This window comes from Actinoplanes missouriensis 431 (assembly GCF_000284295.1).
Lineage (GTDB): Bacteria > Actinomycetota > Actinomycetes > Mycobacteriales > Micromonosporaceae > Actinoplanes > Actinoplanes missouriensis.
On the sequence record NC_017093.1, the window covers coordinates 6590390 to 6607650 of the forward strand.

Annotated in this window: 12 protein-coding genes; 4 read left to right on the forward strand and 8 right to left on the reverse strand. The window is 70.5% G+C overall.

Annotated features, from left to right (window positions below; all coding sequences use genetic code 11):
• Positions 1 to 28 precede the first annotated feature (28 nt).
• Genes AMIS_RS30205 through AMIS_RS30215 form a run of 3 tightly spaced genes read right to left on the reverse strand, consistent with a single transcriptional unit; the run spans position 29 to position 1811 of the window.
• Positions 29 to 856 carry an NAD(P)H-hydrate dehydratase gene (locus AMIS_RS30205; RefSeq protein WP_041830156.1) on the reverse strand — a complete coding sequence of 276 codons (828 nt, stop codon included), beginning with the start codon at positions 854 to 856 and terminating at the stop codon, positions 29 to 31.
• Positions 840 to 1556: a histidine phosphatase family protein gene (locus tag AMIS_RS30210; RefSeq protein WP_014446242.1), complete on the reverse strand. Its 717-nt coding sequence runs from the start codon at positions 1554 to 1556 to the stop codon at positions 840 to 842. Before AMIS_RS30210 ends, AMIS_RS30205 begins: the two co-directional genes overlap by 17 nt.
• A 30-nt stretch (positions 1557 to 1586) precedes the next feature.
• Complete coding sequence (locus AMIS_RS30215) at positions 1587 to 1811, reverse strand: hypothetical protein (protein WP_014446243.1); 225 nt, start codon at positions 1809 to 1811, stop codon at positions 1587 to 1589.
• Between the two features lie 200 nt (positions 1812 to 2011).
• Between AMIS_RS30215 and AMIS_RS30220 the strand changes: the two genes are divergently transcribed.
• Both AMIS_RS30220 and AMIS_RS40955 read left to right on the forward strand, forming a co-directional pair.
• Positions 2012 to 2932, forward strand: coding sequence for a sulfite exporter TauE/SafE family protein (locus AMIS_RS30220; RefSeq protein WP_014446244.1), 921 nt, complete (start codon positions 2012 to 2014; stop codon positions 2930 to 2932).
• Between the two features lie 8 nt (positions 2933 to 2940).
• On the forward strand, positions 2941 to 5352 hold the full coding sequence (locus AMIS_RS40955; protein WP_014446245.1) for a putative bifunctional diguanylate cyclase/phosphodiesterase: 2412 nt from the start codon (positions 2941 to 2943) through the stop codon (positions 5350 to 5352).
• Here the strand turns inward: AMIS_RS40955 and AMIS_RS30230 are convergent.
• Positions 5341 to 5889 (reverse strand): DinB family protein, encoded by a 549-nt coding sequence (locus AMIS_RS30230; protein ID WP_014446246.1) that lies wholly within the window; start codon positions 5887 to 5889, stop codon positions 5341 to 5343. The genes AMIS_RS40955 and AMIS_RS30230 overlap by 12 nt on opposite strands.
• A 159-nt stretch (positions 5890 to 6048) precedes the next feature.
• On the opposite strand from AMIS_RS30230, the gene AMIS_RS30235 reads away from it, so the two are divergent.
• Both AMIS_RS30235 and AMIS_RS30240 read left to right on the forward strand, forming a co-directional pair.
• Positions 6049 to 6741 carry a GntR family transcriptional regulator gene (locus AMIS_RS30235; protein ID WP_014446247.1) on the forward strand — a complete coding sequence of 231 codons (693 nt, stop codon included), beginning with the start codon at positions 6049 to 6051 and terminating at the stop codon, positions 6739 to 6741.
• Between the two features lie 394 nt (positions 6742 to 7135).
• Entirely contained in the window at positions 7136 to 7513 is a 378-nt protein-coding gene (locus tag AMIS_RS30240) for a DUF1304 domain-containing protein (RefSeq protein WP_041831449.1), read from the forward strand.
• Positions 7514 to 7582: 69 nt separating this feature from the next.
• Here AMIS_RS30240 and pulA read toward each other — a convergent pair whose 3' ends face one another.
• From pulA to AMIS_RS30260, 4 genes are read right to left on the reverse strand one after another with little or no spacing between them, the layout of a single operon-like run.
• Positions 7583 to 12991 (reverse strand): pullulanase-type alpha-1,6-glucosidase, encoded by a 5409-nt coding sequence (pulA, locus tag AMIS_RS30245; protein ID WP_014446249.1) that lies wholly within the window; start codon positions 12989 to 12991, stop codon positions 7583 to 7585.
• Complete coding sequence (locus tag AMIS_RS30250; RefSeq protein WP_014446250.1) at positions 12992 to 14788, reverse strand: glycoside hydrolase family 13 protein; 1797 nt, start codon at positions 14786 to 14788, stop codon at positions 12992 to 12994.
• On the reverse strand, positions 14785 to 15630 hold the full coding sequence (locus tag AMIS_RS30255; protein WP_014446251.1) for a sugar ABC transporter permease: 846 nt from the start codon (positions 15628 to 15630) through the stop codon (positions 14785 to 14787). Before AMIS_RS30255 ends, AMIS_RS30250 begins: the two co-directional genes overlap by 4 nt.
• Entirely contained in the window at positions 15627 to 17249 is a 1623-nt protein-coding gene (locus tag AMIS_RS30260) for an ABC transporter permease subunit (protein ID WP_014446252.1), read from the reverse strand. Before AMIS_RS30260 ends, AMIS_RS30255 begins: the two co-directional genes overlap by 4 nt.
• Positions 17250 to 17261: the final 12 nt, after the last annotated feature.

Sequence of the window (17261 nt, forward strand, 5' to 3'; positions counted from 1 at the left end):
GACAGTGACGTAACTAGGCGTACCCCCGTCAGACCATTGCAATCGTGGATGCCACCTCGTCCACGAGTTCCCGCGCGAGGAAGCCCACCCGGCCGTACCGCGGGGCCAGCCGGCGGCCGCTCATCGCGTGGGCGTACGCCGCCCAGCACGCCGCCTGCGCCGGATCCGCACCGCGCCCGAGCAGCCCGGCCACGATGCCGGCGCGCACGTCGCCGCTGCCGGAGGTGCCGAGGCCGGTGTCGCCGCTCTCCTCGCGCCAGGCCCCGCCGTCCGGGTCGGCGACGTAACCGTAGAGCGAGACCACCGCCCGGTACCGTTCGGCCAGCTCGCGGGCCGCGGCGGCCAGATCGTCGCCGGGTTCGCGACCCAGCAGGTGACCGGCCTCGGTGATGTTCGGGGTGAGCACCACGCGACGCTGGCGTACCAGATCGGGATCCTTGCTGAGGGCGCCGAGGGCGTAGGCGTCGAGAACCACCCCGGTCTCCTCGCCGGCCGCGCCGAGGACCGAGCGCATCAGCCGGATGGTGTCGTCGATGTCGTCGAGGCCGGGCCCGAGCAGGATCACGTCGGCCGAGCCGGCGAGCTCAAGGATGTCGCCGGAGAGGCCGACCACGAGCGCCTCCGGCACCGCGATGCTGAGCGCCACGGCCGACGCGTCGGCGACCGCGAGCTGCAGCTTTCCGGCGCCGGCGCGCAACGCCGCCACACCGGCGAGAAGGACAGCGCCGGGGGTACGCCGTGCCCCGCCGACCACGAGCACGGTGCCCCGCGACTCCTTGTCACCCTGCGGATCCGGCAGCGCCCACTCGTGCAGCAGCCCCGGCGTGATCACCCGTTCCTCAGACCGGTTCGGCATTGACGTCCTCCTGCCGGGTCGGCTCGGCGTCCTCCCGCTCGAGGTGCTCCACCGCGTTGAACAGCTCCGGGACGAGCCGGTCGCCGTCGAGGCGCCAGCTGCTCACCGAGCAGTTCGCGATCGCGGTCCGGTGCGCGAGCTCCATCAGCTCCTGCTCCAGCAGGCCCTCGGTGAGGTAGCGCACCATCAGCACGGTCGCCTCGTGCGCGAAGAGCACGACCCGGCCGCCCGGGTGGTCCTCGCGGACCTCCCGCAGCAGGGCCCGCAGCCGCAGCAGCACGTCGGCCCAGGACTCGCCGCCCGGCGGCCGGTAGTAGAACTTGCCGAGCCGGGCCCGCCGGCGGGCCTCGTCGGGCAGCCGCGCCTCGACGCCACGCGCGGTGAGCAGGTCGAGCACGCCCAGTTCCCGGTCGCGCAGCCGCTCGTCGACCACGACCGGCACACCCGAGCCGGCCAGCGCGATCTCCGCGGTCTGCCGGGTCCGCAGGTACGGCGAGACGACCGCGAGATCGGGCCGCTGCTCGCGCAGGAAGCGGCCGACCGCCTCGGCCTGCTCCCGGCCGGTGTCCGAGAGCGGCACGTCGGCGTCCCGCTCCGGGATCTCGATCATCTCGGCGCCGCCGGCCTCGGCCTCCTGCGCGGTGACGTTGCCGGTGCTCAGCCCGTGCCGGACCACGGCCAGCCAGTCGAGTCTCTCCATGCCGGTGGCCTTACCCGCTATCGCGGGGGCCTACCCCACGGGCGCGCAGCCGGTGATCGAGCGGGCCTGGCCGAGCAGCCGGTCGCGGGTGAGCGTCAGCTCCTCGATGGCGGCGCGCATCGACTCGGTGCCGCGGACGTCACCGGCCAGGTCGCGCAGCGTGGTGAGCATGTCGACGGTCGCGGTCATCTGCCCGGCGGCCGTGGTGAGGCGGCGAACCATCTCCTCGCGTGCGAGCGACAGCAGCGGATCCACGTGGCACCTCCACAGGAACGAGCGGCCGGGCGGCCGCGTCCGAGCCGTTCTGATCGGCTGGCCGGCGCCGGCCTTGAGAGGAGAGGCGCCGACGGCGGATAAGACAGACCCTTTACGCCTGTCGCTCACCATGCGGGAATCTCGACAATCTCAACTGATTTAGTAGACAAGGCGGGGATTGTCGCGCAGACTTTTTCGCCATGGATCCGATCATGGCGCTGGCCGGACTCGGGGTCGGCATCATCGTCGGCCTGACCGGCATGGGCGGGGGTGCGCTGATGACCCCCGTGCTGGTGCTGCTCTTCGGCGTGCACCCGGTCGCCGCGATCTCCAGCGACCTGGCCGCCAGCGCGATCATGAAGCCGTTCGGCGGCTGGGTGCACGCCCGGCGCGGCACGGTGAACTGGCGCCTGGTCGGCTGGCTCTGCGCCGGCAGCGTGCCCAGCGCCTTCGCCGGGGCGCTGCTGCTCAAGCAGTTCGGCACCGACGAGAGCGTGCAGCACGGCGTCAAGATCGCGCTCGGCGTGGCGTTGCTGCTGGCGGTGGCCGGCATGCTGCTCAAGGCCTGGACCGGTCGCCGCGACGCGGGCCGCCCGCCCGCCGCGATCACGGTCCGGCCGCTGCCGACCCTGCTGGTCGGCGTGATGGGCGGGCTCGTCGTCGGCCTCACCTCGGTCGGCTCCGGGTCGCTGATCATCGTGGCGCTGCTCGCGCTCTACCCGAAACTGCGCGCCAACGACCTGGTCGGCACCGACCTGGTGCAGGCCGTCCCGCTGGTCACGGCCGCGGCACTCGGCCACGCGATCTTCGGCGACCTGCAGCTCGACATCGCCGGTGCGGTGATCCTCGGTTCCATCCCCGGCGTGCTGATCGGGTCCCGGATCTCCTCCCGCGCGCCCGGCGGCCTGGTTCGCAGCGCGCTGATCATCGTGCTGCTGGCCAGCGCCCTCAAACTGTTCGACGTGCCGACCGCGGTGGTCGGCGGGGTCGCGGGGGCGGCGGTCCTGGTGGCGGTCGGCATCGGCATCGCCGGCCGGACCGGCGGCCGGATCGCCTGTCGAATTCGCCCGAAGAGAACTCCCGCCCCAGACGACTCAATTCTGGAGGATGCCCGCCGATAGGCAGGTTGATGAACGTACGGCAGAAGCTCCTCGGCGGGTACCTGTTGGTGGCGCTCCTGCTGGCCGCCACCGCGCTCGTGGCCTGGCGGGCGGACAATGCCTCCGCCGAGAAGGCCGCCGTCGAGGAGGCCAAACAGCTGGCCACCGGCATCGCCTCGGACATCGGCAACGGCCTGCCGGTGGACACGCCGGACGAGGTGCCGATCCCGCTCTACTACAGCCAGACCGGGCTCAACAACTACCTGCAGCGCCTGCACACCACGCAGAAGCGCGACGTCGTGGTCGTCGACGGCGGCAAGTACATCCTCGCCGACGTGATACCGGCGAACGTCGGCGAGATCTTCGACCACGACACCGGCAACGAGGTCGGGAAGACCCTCACCGACGGCAAGGCCCGGGACTTCGTCGAGACCAGCGCCGACTATCCGGACGGCATCAAACAGGTCGTGGTGCCGATGCGCAGCGGCCAGGGCGCGATGCTGGGCGCGGTGATCCTGGAGTACACGCCGCTCTACGACCAGATGATGGCCGGTGCCCGGCAGGCGCAGAAGGTGATCCTGACCAGCTCGACGATCGCCGTGGTGCTGGTGCTGCTCATCGGTTTCGGCGTGGCCGGCTCGGTCACCCGGCGGATCCGCGCGCTGACCTCCGCGGTGCGGGTCATCCGCAGCGGCGACTACTCGCACCGGGTGCCGTCGACCGGCCGGGACGAGATCGGCACGCTCGCCCGTGCCTTCAACGCGATGGCCGAGCAACTGGAGCGCTCCGCGCGGGAGATCCTCGCCAAGGAGTACACCGACAGCATCCTCGCCAACGCGGGCGAGGGCATCTGCGGCGTCGACGCGACCGGGCGGATCGCGTTCGCCAACGAGGCCGCCGGCCGGATCACCGGCGTCGGCGTGACCGGGCTGCTCCAGCGCGAGGCCACCACCCTGATGCCGGAAGCGACCGGCAGCCTCACGCCGGGCACCCGCGAAGGGCGCCTGCAGCGTCCGGACGGCACCTCGGTACGCGTCGAGTACACGATCAGCACGATCGAGAAGGACGACCGCACGATCGGCGCGGTCGTCGTGCTGCGTGACGTCAGCCGGCAGCGGGCCCTGGAGTACGACCTGCGTCATCAGGCGCTGCACGACGGGCTGACCGGCCTGCCGAACCGCAAGCTGCTGCTGGACCGGCTGGAGCACGCGCTCACCCGGTCCCGGGCGTCCGGCGAGCAGGTCGCGATCCTCTATCTCGATCTGGACGGGTTCAAGCGGGTCAACGACAGCCTCGGGCACAACGCCGGGGACACGCTCCTGCGTACCGCCGCGGAGCGGTTGATCGGTCTGCTCCGGCCGCAGGACACGGTGGCCCGGCTCGGCGGCGACGAGTTCGCGGTGCTGCTGGAGCCGGCCGGCCCGGACGTCGTCGAGGCCGTTGCCCGAGCCGCCCTGGAGGCGCTGGCCCGGCCGTTCCTGCTGCACCACCGGGAGGCCGTGGTCACGGTGAGCATCGGCGTGGTGCCGGACGCGGCCCGGTACACCGACGCCGACGAGGTGGTGCGCAACGCGGACGTGGCGATGTACGCCGCCAAGGACGAGGGCAAGAACCGGTTCATGATCTTCGAGACGCGGATGCACGAGCAGTTGCTCAGCCGTCTCGACCAGGAGGCCCGGCTGCGGGAGGCGGTGCACCGCGGCGAGCTGCGGCTCTACCTGCAGCCGGTCGCCGGTGTGCCGGACGGCCGGATGTACGGCGCCGAGGCGCTGGTCCGCTGGCAGGACCCGCAGCGCGGCCTGCAGCAGCCCGGCTCGTTCATCCCGCTCGCCGAGGAGACCGGGATGATCATCGAGATCGACAGGTGGATCCTGCGCGAGGCGTGCCGGATGATCCGGCAGTGGCAGGACCTGAACCCGCGGACCGCGCCCGCCTTCGTCAGCGTGAACCTCTCCGCCGCGCACCTGGAGCAGCCGGACCTCACCCAGCAGGTGGAGGTCGCGCTCGCCGAGACCGGCCTCTCCCCGCACTGCCTGGTGCTGGAGCTGACCGAGACGGTCCTGATGCGCGACGTCGCGGTAACCTCGGCCCGGCTGGAGGAGCTGCGCCGGATCGGTGTCAAGATCGCCATCGACGACTTCGGGACCGGGTACTCCTCGCTCGGCTACCTCCGTGACATCCCGGTCGACGTACTCAAGATCGACCGGTCGTTCATCAATGGGCTGGTCGGCAACGGGCGGCAGCAGGAGCTGGTCAGCGCGGTGATCCAGCTCGGGCACACCCTCGGCCTGCGGGTGGTGGCCGAGGGTGTCGAGGAGAGCGATCAGCTGGCGCTGCTCACGGTGATGGGATGCAAGTTCGCTCAGGGGTACTACCTGGGCCGCCCGGAGCCGGCGGCCACCCTGTACGAGCGGCTCAACGACCGTGCCCTAACGGCGTAGGTACAGGTCACGCAGCAGGGCGATCTCCGCCCCGTGGTGGATCACCTCGCGGTTGATGTGCAGGACCAGCGCGCCCATCGAGTCGTCGCCGTACCCCTCCTCGCCGCTCGGCCGCGCCAGGCCGTCCTGCCCGAGCCCGGCCACCGCCGACGCCCACTGCCCGTAGATCGTGTCGAGCTGGGACAGCGCCTCGGCGGCCGATCCGGCGTAGTGGTGGCGCAGATAGTCCATCGGCGCGCCCTGGAAGTGCCGGGCCAGGCGCATGCCCAGCACACCCACGATGATGTGCCCGAACCGCCAGGCGATCGTGGTCACCGGCGGCGGATCCGGCGCCGGGTACGCCCAGTCGAACACCATGTCGCCGCCGCCGGCCGCCATCGAAGCGTTGCTCGTGCCCCGCGGCCGCACGCTCCAGGAGTCGGGAACCGGCTCCCAGAAGTACTCGTCATCGGTCAGACCCGCCAGCCGGGGACGCAGCCGGCTCCGCCAGTGCTGGTCGAGTTGCTGGCGCAGTTGAGCGTTCCAGTCCGTGCCCATGAGCAAAACCCTAAGTGCCCGGCCGGTGCCGGACTGCCTAAATGAGCAGCCCGGCCGCCTCATACCGCGAGGTCCACCCCGGCGCCTGGTCACGCTTGTCACCTCGCCGTCTGCGGTTGCGGCGCGGCCTAGGATGGGATTTTCTGCCCGGGGGGTCCTGTGGCGTCACTGCGTGACCGCGCCTACGAGGAGCTGCGGCGGCGGATCCTCGCCACCGAGCTCGCACCCGGCGCCCGCCTGGTCGAGCGTGACCTCGCCGCCGAGCTGGAGCTCTCCCGGATCCCGCTGCGCGAGGCGCTGCGCCTGCTCGAAGCCGACGGCCTGGTCCTGCTCGTGCCGCACAAGGGCGCGCTCGTCGCGCCGTTCACCCCCGCCGACGTCCGTGACCTGTTCGACGTGCGGGAGTCCCTGGAAGCCCTGGCCGCCCGCCTCACCGCCCAGCGGCGCGACACCGCCGGACTGGCCCGGCTGAAAGACCGGCTCGCCGCCGCGCGGGCCGCGACCGCCGCCGGCGACTCCGACGGAGTGGCGGCCGCGAACGCGGGCTTTCACGCCGACCTGGTGGATCTGTCGGACAATCCACTGCTGAGCGCGATGATGCGGCCGCTTGCCGCGCGTACGCACTGGTTGTTCCGCCTCACCGCCCAGCGTGACCCTGATCAGCAGTGCGCTGAGCATGAAGAGCTGTATGCCGCCATTGAAGCGGGGGCGGCGGAGAAGGCGGCGGAGCTGGCGCGTGATCACGTGGCGAGCGGGCGGGAGACGAGCATCGCGCAGGCTTCGCGGTGGTCGGTGCCGGACGTGGACCCGGAGGCGGTGGCGGCCCGGCGGCGGCGCCGCGTCACCAAGTAGAAGCCGCCGGTCCACGCGTCGGCCGCCGGTCGCGGTCGGCGGTGTCGGCGTTTCCGCGCGGGCCCGGAGAAGCTGCGGCCACGGGCGCGGCTGGGCAACGGGTCCGGGTGGGCGCCTGTGCGGGTGGGAGACGTGCGCGGGTGGGGGTGGGAGCCGCAGGGTGGGGGCGCTTGGGTGGGCGGGAGAGGGCCTGGGGCGTGCGGGGGCGCCGGGGCCGGCGGCGAAGGGCGCCGGCGGAAGGGGCTTCAGCGGGGGTGGGGGTGGAACGGGTCAGGGTGCGTTTGGGTACGGGTCGGCGCCGTACTCGAGGGAATTGGCCCTGAAAGGCGGAACTCGGCGGCCGGGAGCGCGCACAGTGGGGGTTGCGGCGGGCGGGTGGCGCACCATGCTGCGCATGAACACCGTCGCACAGGTCTTCGCTGTGGTCGCCGCGCTTGTCCATCTCGGCGCGGGGACGCTGGAAGCCTTCTTCTACCGCCGCCCGGCGGTTCGCAAGTTTCTCACCGGTTCCACCGCCGACGCGCCCGAGGCGCAGATGTGGCGGTTCTTCATCGGGCTCTACAACCTGTTCCTGGCTGTCGGCATCCTGGTCGGTCTGGTGATGCTGCACCGGGGGGACGAGAGCGCGGGGCGGGCGCTGGTGATCTATGTGGGCTGCTTCATGACCGTCTCCGGGGTGATCTTCCTGATCACCCATCCGAAACTCTGGTCGGGGGCGCTCGGGCAGTTCGTGCCGCCGGGAGCGGCGGTGGCGGCGGCCCTCTTGACGTGACACGTGGAGCGGCCACCGCGCACCCGGGCTGAACGGGAACGCGGTGGCCGCGAACGGGGCCGGGCTCGGTCAGCTCTGCACGAAGACCGAGACCGTGCGGGCCGGGACGGTGAAGGTGCCGGTCGACGCCGCGAACGACGCGGAGCGGACCGCCGGGTCGGTGGACTGCTGCTGGATCGGGTGCAGCGCCACCTTCTTGCCGGCCAGGGACGTGACCTTCTGGGTGACCGCCGACGGGGTGGCGTTGAAGACCACCGTCACCGACTTCCACTTCGGGTCGAGGCCCCGGCCGTCCAGCGTCATGGTGATCACGCCGGGGGTCTCCGCCGTGCCGGAGAGCGGGAACGACAGGCGTTTCTGCACCTGCGCCGCGGTCGGCAGGCCGAAGACCGGAGTGGATTTCCGGATCTTCAGCAGCTCCTGGTAGCGGCTGTCGGCCAGGTTGATCGCCGCACAGGACGGGATCAGGGCGGGGTCGGCGAGCAGGGGCTTCGCGTACGCGTACTTCGACTCGTTGTCCGGCTTCGGCGGCAGTCCCCTGCCGAAACCGTTCCCCTTGGCGCAGTCCCACTCGATGGCGTTGAACCAGTCGCCGGAGTTGTACGAGTTCCGGTCCAGCGACTTCGACCGCAGCCGCTCGCTGCCGGTGGTCACGAACCCGATGCCCTGGCCGAGCACCGTGGTCGCGAGCGCCACCGACTGCGCCTTCGCCCGATCCACAGCCGTGGTGGCCTGCGGCAGCTTGTAGGCGAGGGAGTCGTAGAGGATCTCGTTGTCGTGCGCGTCCACGTAGGTGATGGCCTCGCCGGGAGCGGCGTTGTAGCCGGCCGGGGAGCCGTTGTAGTCGACGTCTTCGCCACTGACCGTCGCGCCCGAGGACGAGGTGAACTGATACGACCGCAGATTTCCGGACAGGCCGACCTTGATCAGGTCCTGGTAGTGCAGCAGGCGGGCCTTCTGGGCGGCCGCGTCCCCGTTCACCGGGTCGCCGTTGGAGTCGGTCAGCAGGCCGGACGCGAAGCCCTGGATGCGCGGGTTCTCGTCGAACGGGCCGCCGCCGCGGACCGCGTCCCGGAGCCGGTCGTTGAACGTGCCGATCCCGGTGCCGGCCAGCTCGGTCTGGGACGCCTGCACGAAGCGGGCATTGTTCGCCACCTCGCCGAAGTTCCAGCCCTCGCCGTACACATAGATGTTCTTGCCGTCGACGCCGTCCTTCGCGAGCGTGAGCCGGTCGAGCGCCTTGCGGACCGCGAGGATGTTCTCCTTCGGGTGGTGGCCCATCAGGTCGAAGCGGAAACCATCGACCTTGTACGCCTTCGCCCAGGTAACGATCGAGTCGACCACCAGTTTGCCCATCATCGCGTTCTCCGGCGCGGTGTTGGCGCAGCAGGTGGAGTTGGCGACCGTGCCGTCCTCCAGGAGGCGGTGGTAGTAGCCGGGCACGATCTGGTCGAGCACCGACCTGGCGTCGGTGCCGGCCGCCGACGTGTGGTTGTAGACGACGTCCATCACCACGCGCAGGCCGGCCCGGTTGACTCCGGTGACCATGGAGCGGAACTCAGCCGTCCGGTTCGCCGGGTCGACCGCGTAACCGCCCTCCGGAACCGTGTAGTGCAGCGGGTCGTATCCCCAGTTGTAGCCGTCGGTGGCCGCGACCTTCGCGACGCAGGCCTGCTGCTCCTCCGAGTCGGGCGGGAACGACGCCAGGTCGCAGGGCGGCTGGGCCTGGTCGGCCCGCTTCTCCGGGATCGTGGCGAAGTCGAACGCCGGCAGCAGGTGCAGGTGGGTCACACCGGATCCGGCGAGCTCCTTCAGATGCTTCATCCCGGCGCTGTCGGCCCGGGTGAAGGCGGAGAAGGTGCCCCGCTCGGCGGGCGGCACGGAGTCGTCCGCGATCGAGAAGTCCCGCACCGACAGCTCCGAGATCTGGATCTTGGCTGGCGCGGTGGCTGGGGGTTTACGGAGACGGTCCCACCCCACCGGCTTGCCGGCCGCGTCGTCGAGCGAGGTGAAGACGCTGCGGGTGGAGTCGGCGGTCAGGGCGAGCGAGTACGGGTCGGTGACCGACGCCGTGACGACCTGCCGGGTGGCGGGCTGCCAGGCGGTCACCCGGAACTTGTAGGAGTCGCCGTTCTTGAGGCTCCTCGCCGACCAGACACCGGTCCGGGCGTCGCGGGTCATCGTGCGGACCGCAGCGGTGTCCCCGGTGTAGACCTCCAGTTCGACGTTGCGCGCGGTCGGCGCCCACACCGAGACGACGCCGCCCTTGGCCGGCCCGAGCTCGGCCCTGGTGGCCGCCGCGTAGACGTCGTCCAGCACACCGGAGAGCTGCACGCCGGTCGCCGAGAGCAGTTTGCCCTTCGCGTCCCGCTCGGTCACCACCACCTGACCCCTCAGGATCTCGGTGATGTCACCGGCCGGCAGCGTGAAGGCGCCGTGCTGCCAGAGGTGCGGGAACTTCTCCCGCTGCGCCTCGGTGAGCCCGTCGCGACGGGCGGAGAGCCGGACGCTCCGGTACGACCCGGTCAGCTCCCCGTTCGCGACCCCGATCCCGCCTGCCGGGGCGTGGACCAGGTCGTAGACCTTCCCGTCGGCGCCCGCGCCGACCGGCTCCAGGGTGTCCCCGGTGCTGGTCTTCCACGCCACCGTGCGCCTGTCGATCCAGACCGCCCGCGACGTGGCCACGTCGATCTCGCCGACGCCCGCGGCCGTCTTGACCAGCGGCAGCAGGCGGGTCTCCTGGCCGGCGAGCAGCCAGACCTCGCGACCCGCCTTGGCGAAGTCGAGCGACTGGTCGCTCGGCAGATCCTTGGTGTCGCCGCTGTGCAGGATGTAGCTCAGCGAGCTCGCCCCGGCCGCCAGCGGCACCTCGAAGACCGCGCCGTACGAGTCGATCCGCGCCGGCGCGAGCGGGCTGGCCCAGTCGGTCGGGTCGGCCGCGCCCTCCCAGACGTGCAGGCCCCAGCCGTCGTAGTTCCCGTCGGCCTTGCGCCAGTGGATGATCGCCTTGTTCTGGTCCTGCGCCGGGTCGGGCTCACCGGTGGCGGCCTGCCGGGTCGGGTGGACCGTGGCGTCGCCCTGCTTGATCCAGATCTCCGGGTTCGCGGTGACGTCGATCGTCCGGTCGGCGTCCACGTCCTTCACGCCGCTGTCGCTCACCACGATGAATCCGACGCTCTTCGCACCGGGCTTGAGCTTCACGTAGGCGAACCGGCCGTAGGAGTCCTCGCCGATGAACGGCTGCCCGTCCGGCCAGGTGGTCGACATCGACTCGTCGACGTCGCCCCAGACGTAGAGGTTCTGGTCGTCGTACCCGCCGGCGGGCCGCTGGTAGTGCACGACCGCGTAACCCGCCGTCGACGTCGCCTCCGGCGTGCCGACGGTGATCTTCGTGGTCGAGGACGCGAGGCGGCCCCTGCTGTCACGCACCACTGCCTTGTACCGCACCTCGGCGCCGCCGGCCAAGCCGGTCAGGTCGTGGTAGACCCGGTAGGGGGCCTTGTCCGCGGTGCCGACCAGCGTCCACGGGCCGCCCGCGACCTGCGCCGCGAACGTGACGGTGGCGAGCGGGTCGCCGGTGGTCTCGGCGACGAGCTCGGTCCGGGTGGGAACGCTGCCCCCGGTCGCCGGCTTCGTGATCGTCACCGTCGGGGCGGCCGTTGCCGCCGCGAGAGATTTGTCCGCCTTCAGCACCACAGAGGAGAGAGCCGGAACGGTGATCGTGATCTTGCCGTCGGAGGTAAGCGTCGCATTCGTCCCGTAGAGACCCTTGAAAGTGCCCGCCGTCGCCACCGGGAACGTCACCGTCTGCTCGGTGGTCGCGTTGTTGACCGCCACCACGTACTCGGAGCGCTTGGCGGTGTCGATCCGGGACGCCGCGAAGACGCCCTGGCCCTCGGCCGCGTACCGGGTGACCTGCACGCCGTTCGTCAGCGCCGGGTTGGCCTTGCGCAGCTTCCCGAGGTCGGCGATGGTCCGGTAGAGCGGGTGCCGCGTGTTGTAGTTGTCCACCGCGTGGGTGCGGTCGGTGCCGATCAGGTCGTCGTCCAGGTAATCCGCCGACTTGCTGGCGAACAGGTCCTGGCGGGCGTCCTTGTCGCCGCCCGGGCCGGTGAAGCCCTGCTCGTCACCGGAGTAGACGACCGGCTGGCCCCGCGTCAGGAACATCAGCTCGTGGGCGAGCTGGTCGCGCTTGAGCTGGGTCTCCGCGGTGGCGGCGGAGGCGATGAACGAGCCGATCCGGCCCATGTCGTGGTTGCCGAGGAAGGTCGGCAGCCGGTCCGCTCCGGTGTCCCGCGCGGTGTAGAGGTCGTCCTTCGCGTACAGGTCGGAGAGGGCCGTGGCGCCGCTGGCGCCGGTGACGAAGCCGCGGGCCGCCTCCTGGAAGGAGAAGTCCAGCGTGGCCGGCAGGCCGCCCTCGCGCACGTAGCTGGACTGGATCTCCTGGTCGGCGCTGTAGACCTCGCCGAACATGAAGAAGTCGTCCCCGGCGGCCTTCTCGATGCCCTCGGCGAACTGCGGCCAGAACTCCAGGTTGGTGTGCTTGACGGTGTCCAGGCGGTAGCCGTCGATGCCGGTGTTCTTCACCCAGTCGGCGTAGATCTTGGTCATGCCGCGGACCACTTCGGGGCGCTCGGTCCAGAGGTCGTCGAGACCGTAGAAGTCGCCGTACTCGCTGTTCTCGCCGGCGAAGGTGGAGTTGCCCCGGTTGTGGTACATGGTGACGTCGTTGAGCCACGCCGGGGTTTTGGCCTTGGCGGCCGATTTATTCGGGAAGATCGGCGTATAGGGGAAGGAGGTCCCGTCCGTCGACGGGAAGGACTTCCCCGACGCGTAGTTCGCGTCCTCGAACGGCTGGCCCTCGGTGTCCGTGTACGGCGACGTCTCCTTGTCGACGTAGGTGTACTCGTTCTCCGCGTACCGGATCACGTCCGCCGTGTGGTTGACGATGATGTCCAGGAAGATCTTCATGCCCCGCTGGTGCGCGAGCTTGACCAGCTTCTTCAGGTCCGCGTTGGTGCCGAAATGCGGGTCCACCTGCGTGAAGTCGGTGATCCAGTATCCGTGGTAGCCGGCGGAGACGTCGGCGCCCGTACCCTGGACGGGGTTGTTCTTGAAGACCGGCGCGAGCCAGATCGCAGTGGTGCCCAGACCCTGGATGTAATCGAGGCGGTCGATCACACCCTTCAGGTCGCCACCGTGGTAAAAGCCCTTGTCAGCGGGGTCGTAACCGGTGGAGAGCCGGTCGCCTCCCAGGCCGCCCCGGTCGTTGGACTTCTCGCCGTTGGCGAACCGGTCCGGCAGGACGAAGTAGTACTGCTCGCTGTCGGTGCGCTGGTCGGAGCCCCAGTTGGCGATGACGGCCGCGCTCGGTTCCGGCGCGGCCGGCGTTGCCGCAGACGCGGCGGCGGGGACGGCTATGAGAGGCAGCAGAAGGCTGAGCAGAGCGACGCCCAGCCGTCGTTTTCGAGGTGCCACTTAACAACCCTTCGGGTGCTGGCGGACGGACCACACCTGGAAGGTTGGTCCATCACCGTCGATTTCGATAGATCCATCGGCGCCGGATTTGAGGGCTTCGGCGCCGCCGTACAGGTTGTCGCCCCACGCGTGCGGGACGAGTCCGGTCACGCGTACCGGAAGGCCGGGCGCGCGCCGGGCCACCACCAGAACCGTGTCCGCTGCGGTCTCCCTGAGGAAGACCAGCAGGTCACCGGTGGCGTGCAGCCAGCGCAGGCCACCGTCGCGCAGCGCCGGCGTTCCGCCGCGCAGCCGCGCCAGGGCGCGGTGCCGGGCCAGGGTGCGCATGTCCCAGCCGCCGGTGTCGTTCCAGGGCATCGGGGTACGGGAGTGCTCGCCGTTGTATCCGGTCAGGCCCAGCTCGTCACCCGCGAAGATCATCGGGGTGCCGGGGAGCGTGAAGAGCAGACCGGCGGCGACCTCGTGGCGTTCCGGGCCGCCGACCACGGACCTGATCCGCGGGGTGTCGTGCGAGCTGAGGATCTGCCAGGACGCGACGCGGGAACGCCAGGACGTCCGCGCCGCGAACGCCGTCATGGTCGACACCAGGTCGGCCGCGTCCCGCAACGGGATCTCCTCCGGCACGCCGAGGAAGTCCGGGAACGGCACCTCGTCGTCGCGCAGCCAGCTCCACACCGGACGCGTGAAGCCGGCGTAGTTCATGGTGCCCTGCCAGCCGTCCGCGTCCAGGTCGCCGGTCGCGTCGTGGCCGTGCTCGGCGAGCAGCATGGCGTCCGGGCGGACCTGCCGCACGGCCCGGGCGAGCAGCGCGGCGACCTCCCGGGTCCAGTCGTCGGCGCCCCGCCGGCCGGTCATGTTCGCGACGTCGATCCGCCAGCCGTCCAGCGCGTAGGGGTAGGTGAGCCAGTGCTGTGCCAGTTTCGCGAACCGGCGGCGCAGCTCGGGGCTGCCCCAGTTCAGCTTCGGCAGGCTGGGGACGCCGAGCCAGGACTCGTACCCGCCGTCGTCGTCGACGTAGTAGAAGTCCTTCTCCGACCGGAACCACTCGTGGGTGTCGCCGGTGTGGTTGGTGGTGAGGTCGCCGATCACGCGCATGCCCCGCGCGTGCACCGCCTCGGTGAGCCGGACCAGCGCGGTGTCGCCGCCGAGCAGCGGGTCGACCGTGCCGAAGTCGGCGCCGTCGTAGCGGTGGTTCGAGCGGGACGGGAAGAACGGCGTCAGGTAGAGCGTGTTCGCGCCCAGGTCGGCGACGTGGTCCAGGTGTTCGGCGATGCCGTCCAGGTCGCCGCCGTAGAGCTGGGTGGCGGCCAGCGGGCCACGCCCTTCGACCGGGGTGTCCCAGTCGCAGCGCACGGCCCAGTCCGGCGTCGGCCGCCCGTCCGCCGCCGCCGAGCGGGCGAACCGGTCCGGGAAGATCTGGTAGACGATCGCGTCCCGCGACCAGTCCGGCGCCGGCGGGTGCGCGACCAGCCGGAAGTCGGTGGCGTCCGGCACGTCGTAGGAGGTCAGACCCCCTGCGGTGAGCCAGCGGACCGCGCCGGTCGCGGTCCGGATCAGGAAACGGTACGGGGTGATCGGGTTCCGGACCTCGACCTCCGCCCGCCACCACTCGCCGGACGCGTCCCGCCGGTCGACCACCGCCGAGGTGAAGACCGGTTCGCCGTCGCGGACGAACCGGGTGTGTATCCGCGAGATCCGGGTGCCGGCCGGCGCCCGGACGAAGACGGCGACCGTCTCCCCCAGCGCGGGCGCCGGGTTGGAGACGTAGAGGGCGGAGCCGTCGTGGTGCGGGATCATCCCTTCACCGCGCCCGCGCTGAGACCCTCCACGATGTAGCGCTGGAGGTACATGAAGACGCCGACCGTCGGGATCGCGGTGAGCAGCGTGCCGGCGCAGAACACGCCGAAGTTGGCGTCCCGCTCCCCCGCCACCAGGCCGTAGAGCCCGACCGCGAGGGTCTTGGACTCGCTGTCGGTGAGGAAGACGTTCGCGATCAGGAACTCGTTCATGGTGCCGATGAAGGCGAGCAGGCCGGTGACCGCGAGGATCGGCGCGACCAGCGGCAGCAGGATCTTGAAGAAGATCTCCGCGTGGGTGGCGCCGTCGACCACCGCGGACTCGTCGAGCTCCTTCGGGATGGTGTCGTAGAAGCCCTTCATGAGCCAGGTGTTCACGCCGAGCGCGCCGCCGAGGTAGAGCAGGATCATGCCCCACCAGGTGTTGAAGCCGAAGGCCGGCCACAGGTCGGTGATCGTGGAGAACATCAGGAAGATCGCCACGACCGCCAGGAACTGCGGGAACATCTGGATCAGCAGCAGCGACATCAGGCCGATCCGGTGCCCGTGGAAGCGGCGGCGGCTGAACGCGTACGCCGCGAGCGCCGACAGGAACACCGACGCCGCCGCGGCCACCCCGGCGATGACGATCGAGTTGAGGAACCAGTGCCCGAAGTTGGTGTCCGAGAAGAGCTTCGTGAAGTTCTCCGCCGAGGCGCCGGACGGCACCAGCGTGCTCGACGCCAGCGTGCCCTGCGGGTTGATCGCGGCGGAGAGGACGAACAGCAGTGGCCCGAGCGCGAACACCAGGCCGAGCAGGCCGACCAGGTGGCGCCAGCCGACCTGCTTGATCCAGCGCGTCACGAGTAGACCTCCTCCAACTGCCGGGTCCGGCGGAAGCTGATCGTGGAGATGGTCGCGACGATCAGGAAGATGAAGATCGAGATGGCGGCGGCGAAGCCGTACTGCGCGCCGGAGCCGCCGAAGGCGAGCCGGTACGTGTACGTGATCAGCAGGTCCGTCGCCCCGTTGGTGGTGTTGTCCGCCGGGAACGGGGCGCCCTCGGTGGTCAGCCAGATCGCGTTGAAGTTGTTGAAGTTGAACGCGAACGACGAGATCAGCAGCGGGGTCAGCGGGATCATCAGCAGCGGCAGGGTGACGTTCGTGAAGCTCTGCCAGACACCGGCGCCGTCCACCTTGGTCGCGTCCAGCAGCTCACCCGGGATGGCCTGCAGCGCGCCGGTGCTGACCAGGAACATGTACGGGTATCCGAGCCAGAGCTGCACCAGGATCACCGCGAGCCGGGCCGAGGCGGCGCCACCGAACCAGTCGACGTCCGTACCGAACAGGTTGTTGATCAGGCCGAAGTCGGTGTTGAACATGTCCCGCCAGACCAGCAGCATGGCGAAGGACGGCATCGCATACGGCAGAACCAGCAGGATCCGGTAGAGATTGCGTCCCCTCACCCTGCTGGAGTGCAGGGCCAGCGCGATGAACAGGCCCAGCACGAACGTGAAGCCGGTCGATCCGAGAGCGAAGGCGAAATTCCAGATCAGGGTACGGAGGAAGGGTCCCGAGATCGTGTCGTCGGTCAACGCCCTGGTGAAGTTGTCGAACCCGACGTTGACCTTCCAGCCCTGAGCCAGCCGCTCGCCGTCGGCCGCCACGAACGCGCCGACGCTCTCGTCCGCCACCCAGGACTTGCCGCTGGTCATGTCCCGGATGCTGTCGGTCACCGCGTCGTAAGCACGGCCGGCCTTGCCCTCGTACGCCCGGGACAGTCCCGCCGAGCGGATCGCGCCGCCCTGCGTGGGCACCGTGAACTCGGTGATCTCCTTGCTGCGTGCGCTGGCCTGCCCGGCGTTGAGCACGGTGTAGCCCTCGGCCGCGGTCACCTTGCCGCTCGACGTCACGGTGACGGCGCCGGCCGGCGTGAGGCCCTCGGCGTCACCGATCGAGACCGCCTTGGTGGCCGGGTCGGTGATCAGGAAGACGATCGGTCCGGTGGCCGGGTCGCCCTGGGTCGCGATCGAGAGCGCGTACTCGGCCGAGCCCGGAACCCGGGTGACCGAGGACGTCTGGATCGCGACGATCGCGTCCTGTTTGCTGCCCCGGTGCCCGTCGCCGAAGTTGGTGAACGCCGTGCTCGCCGTGTAGAGCACCGGAAACAGCTGAAAGACCACCAGGAACAGCGTTCCCGGTACGAGGTACTTCGCCGGGATGTGCCGTGGTGTCAGGTAGATGTAGAGGATCGCCGCGGTGGTCGCGACCAGCAGCGCCAGACCGAACCAGTGCTCCTCGGCGATCAGCGGGAACGCGGCCCAGACCGCGAACGCCGTGACCAGGCCGAGCAGCAGGATCTTGACGAACTGCGCGGTCAGGCTGGTTCCGCTCTTTGGTTGCCGGCTCTCGTCCTTCTGATGCCGGCTCGGCTCGGTGGCGGGGAGGGCCCGCCGGGCGGGCCCTCCGAGCTTCGTCGTCATTTGTTCGCTGTC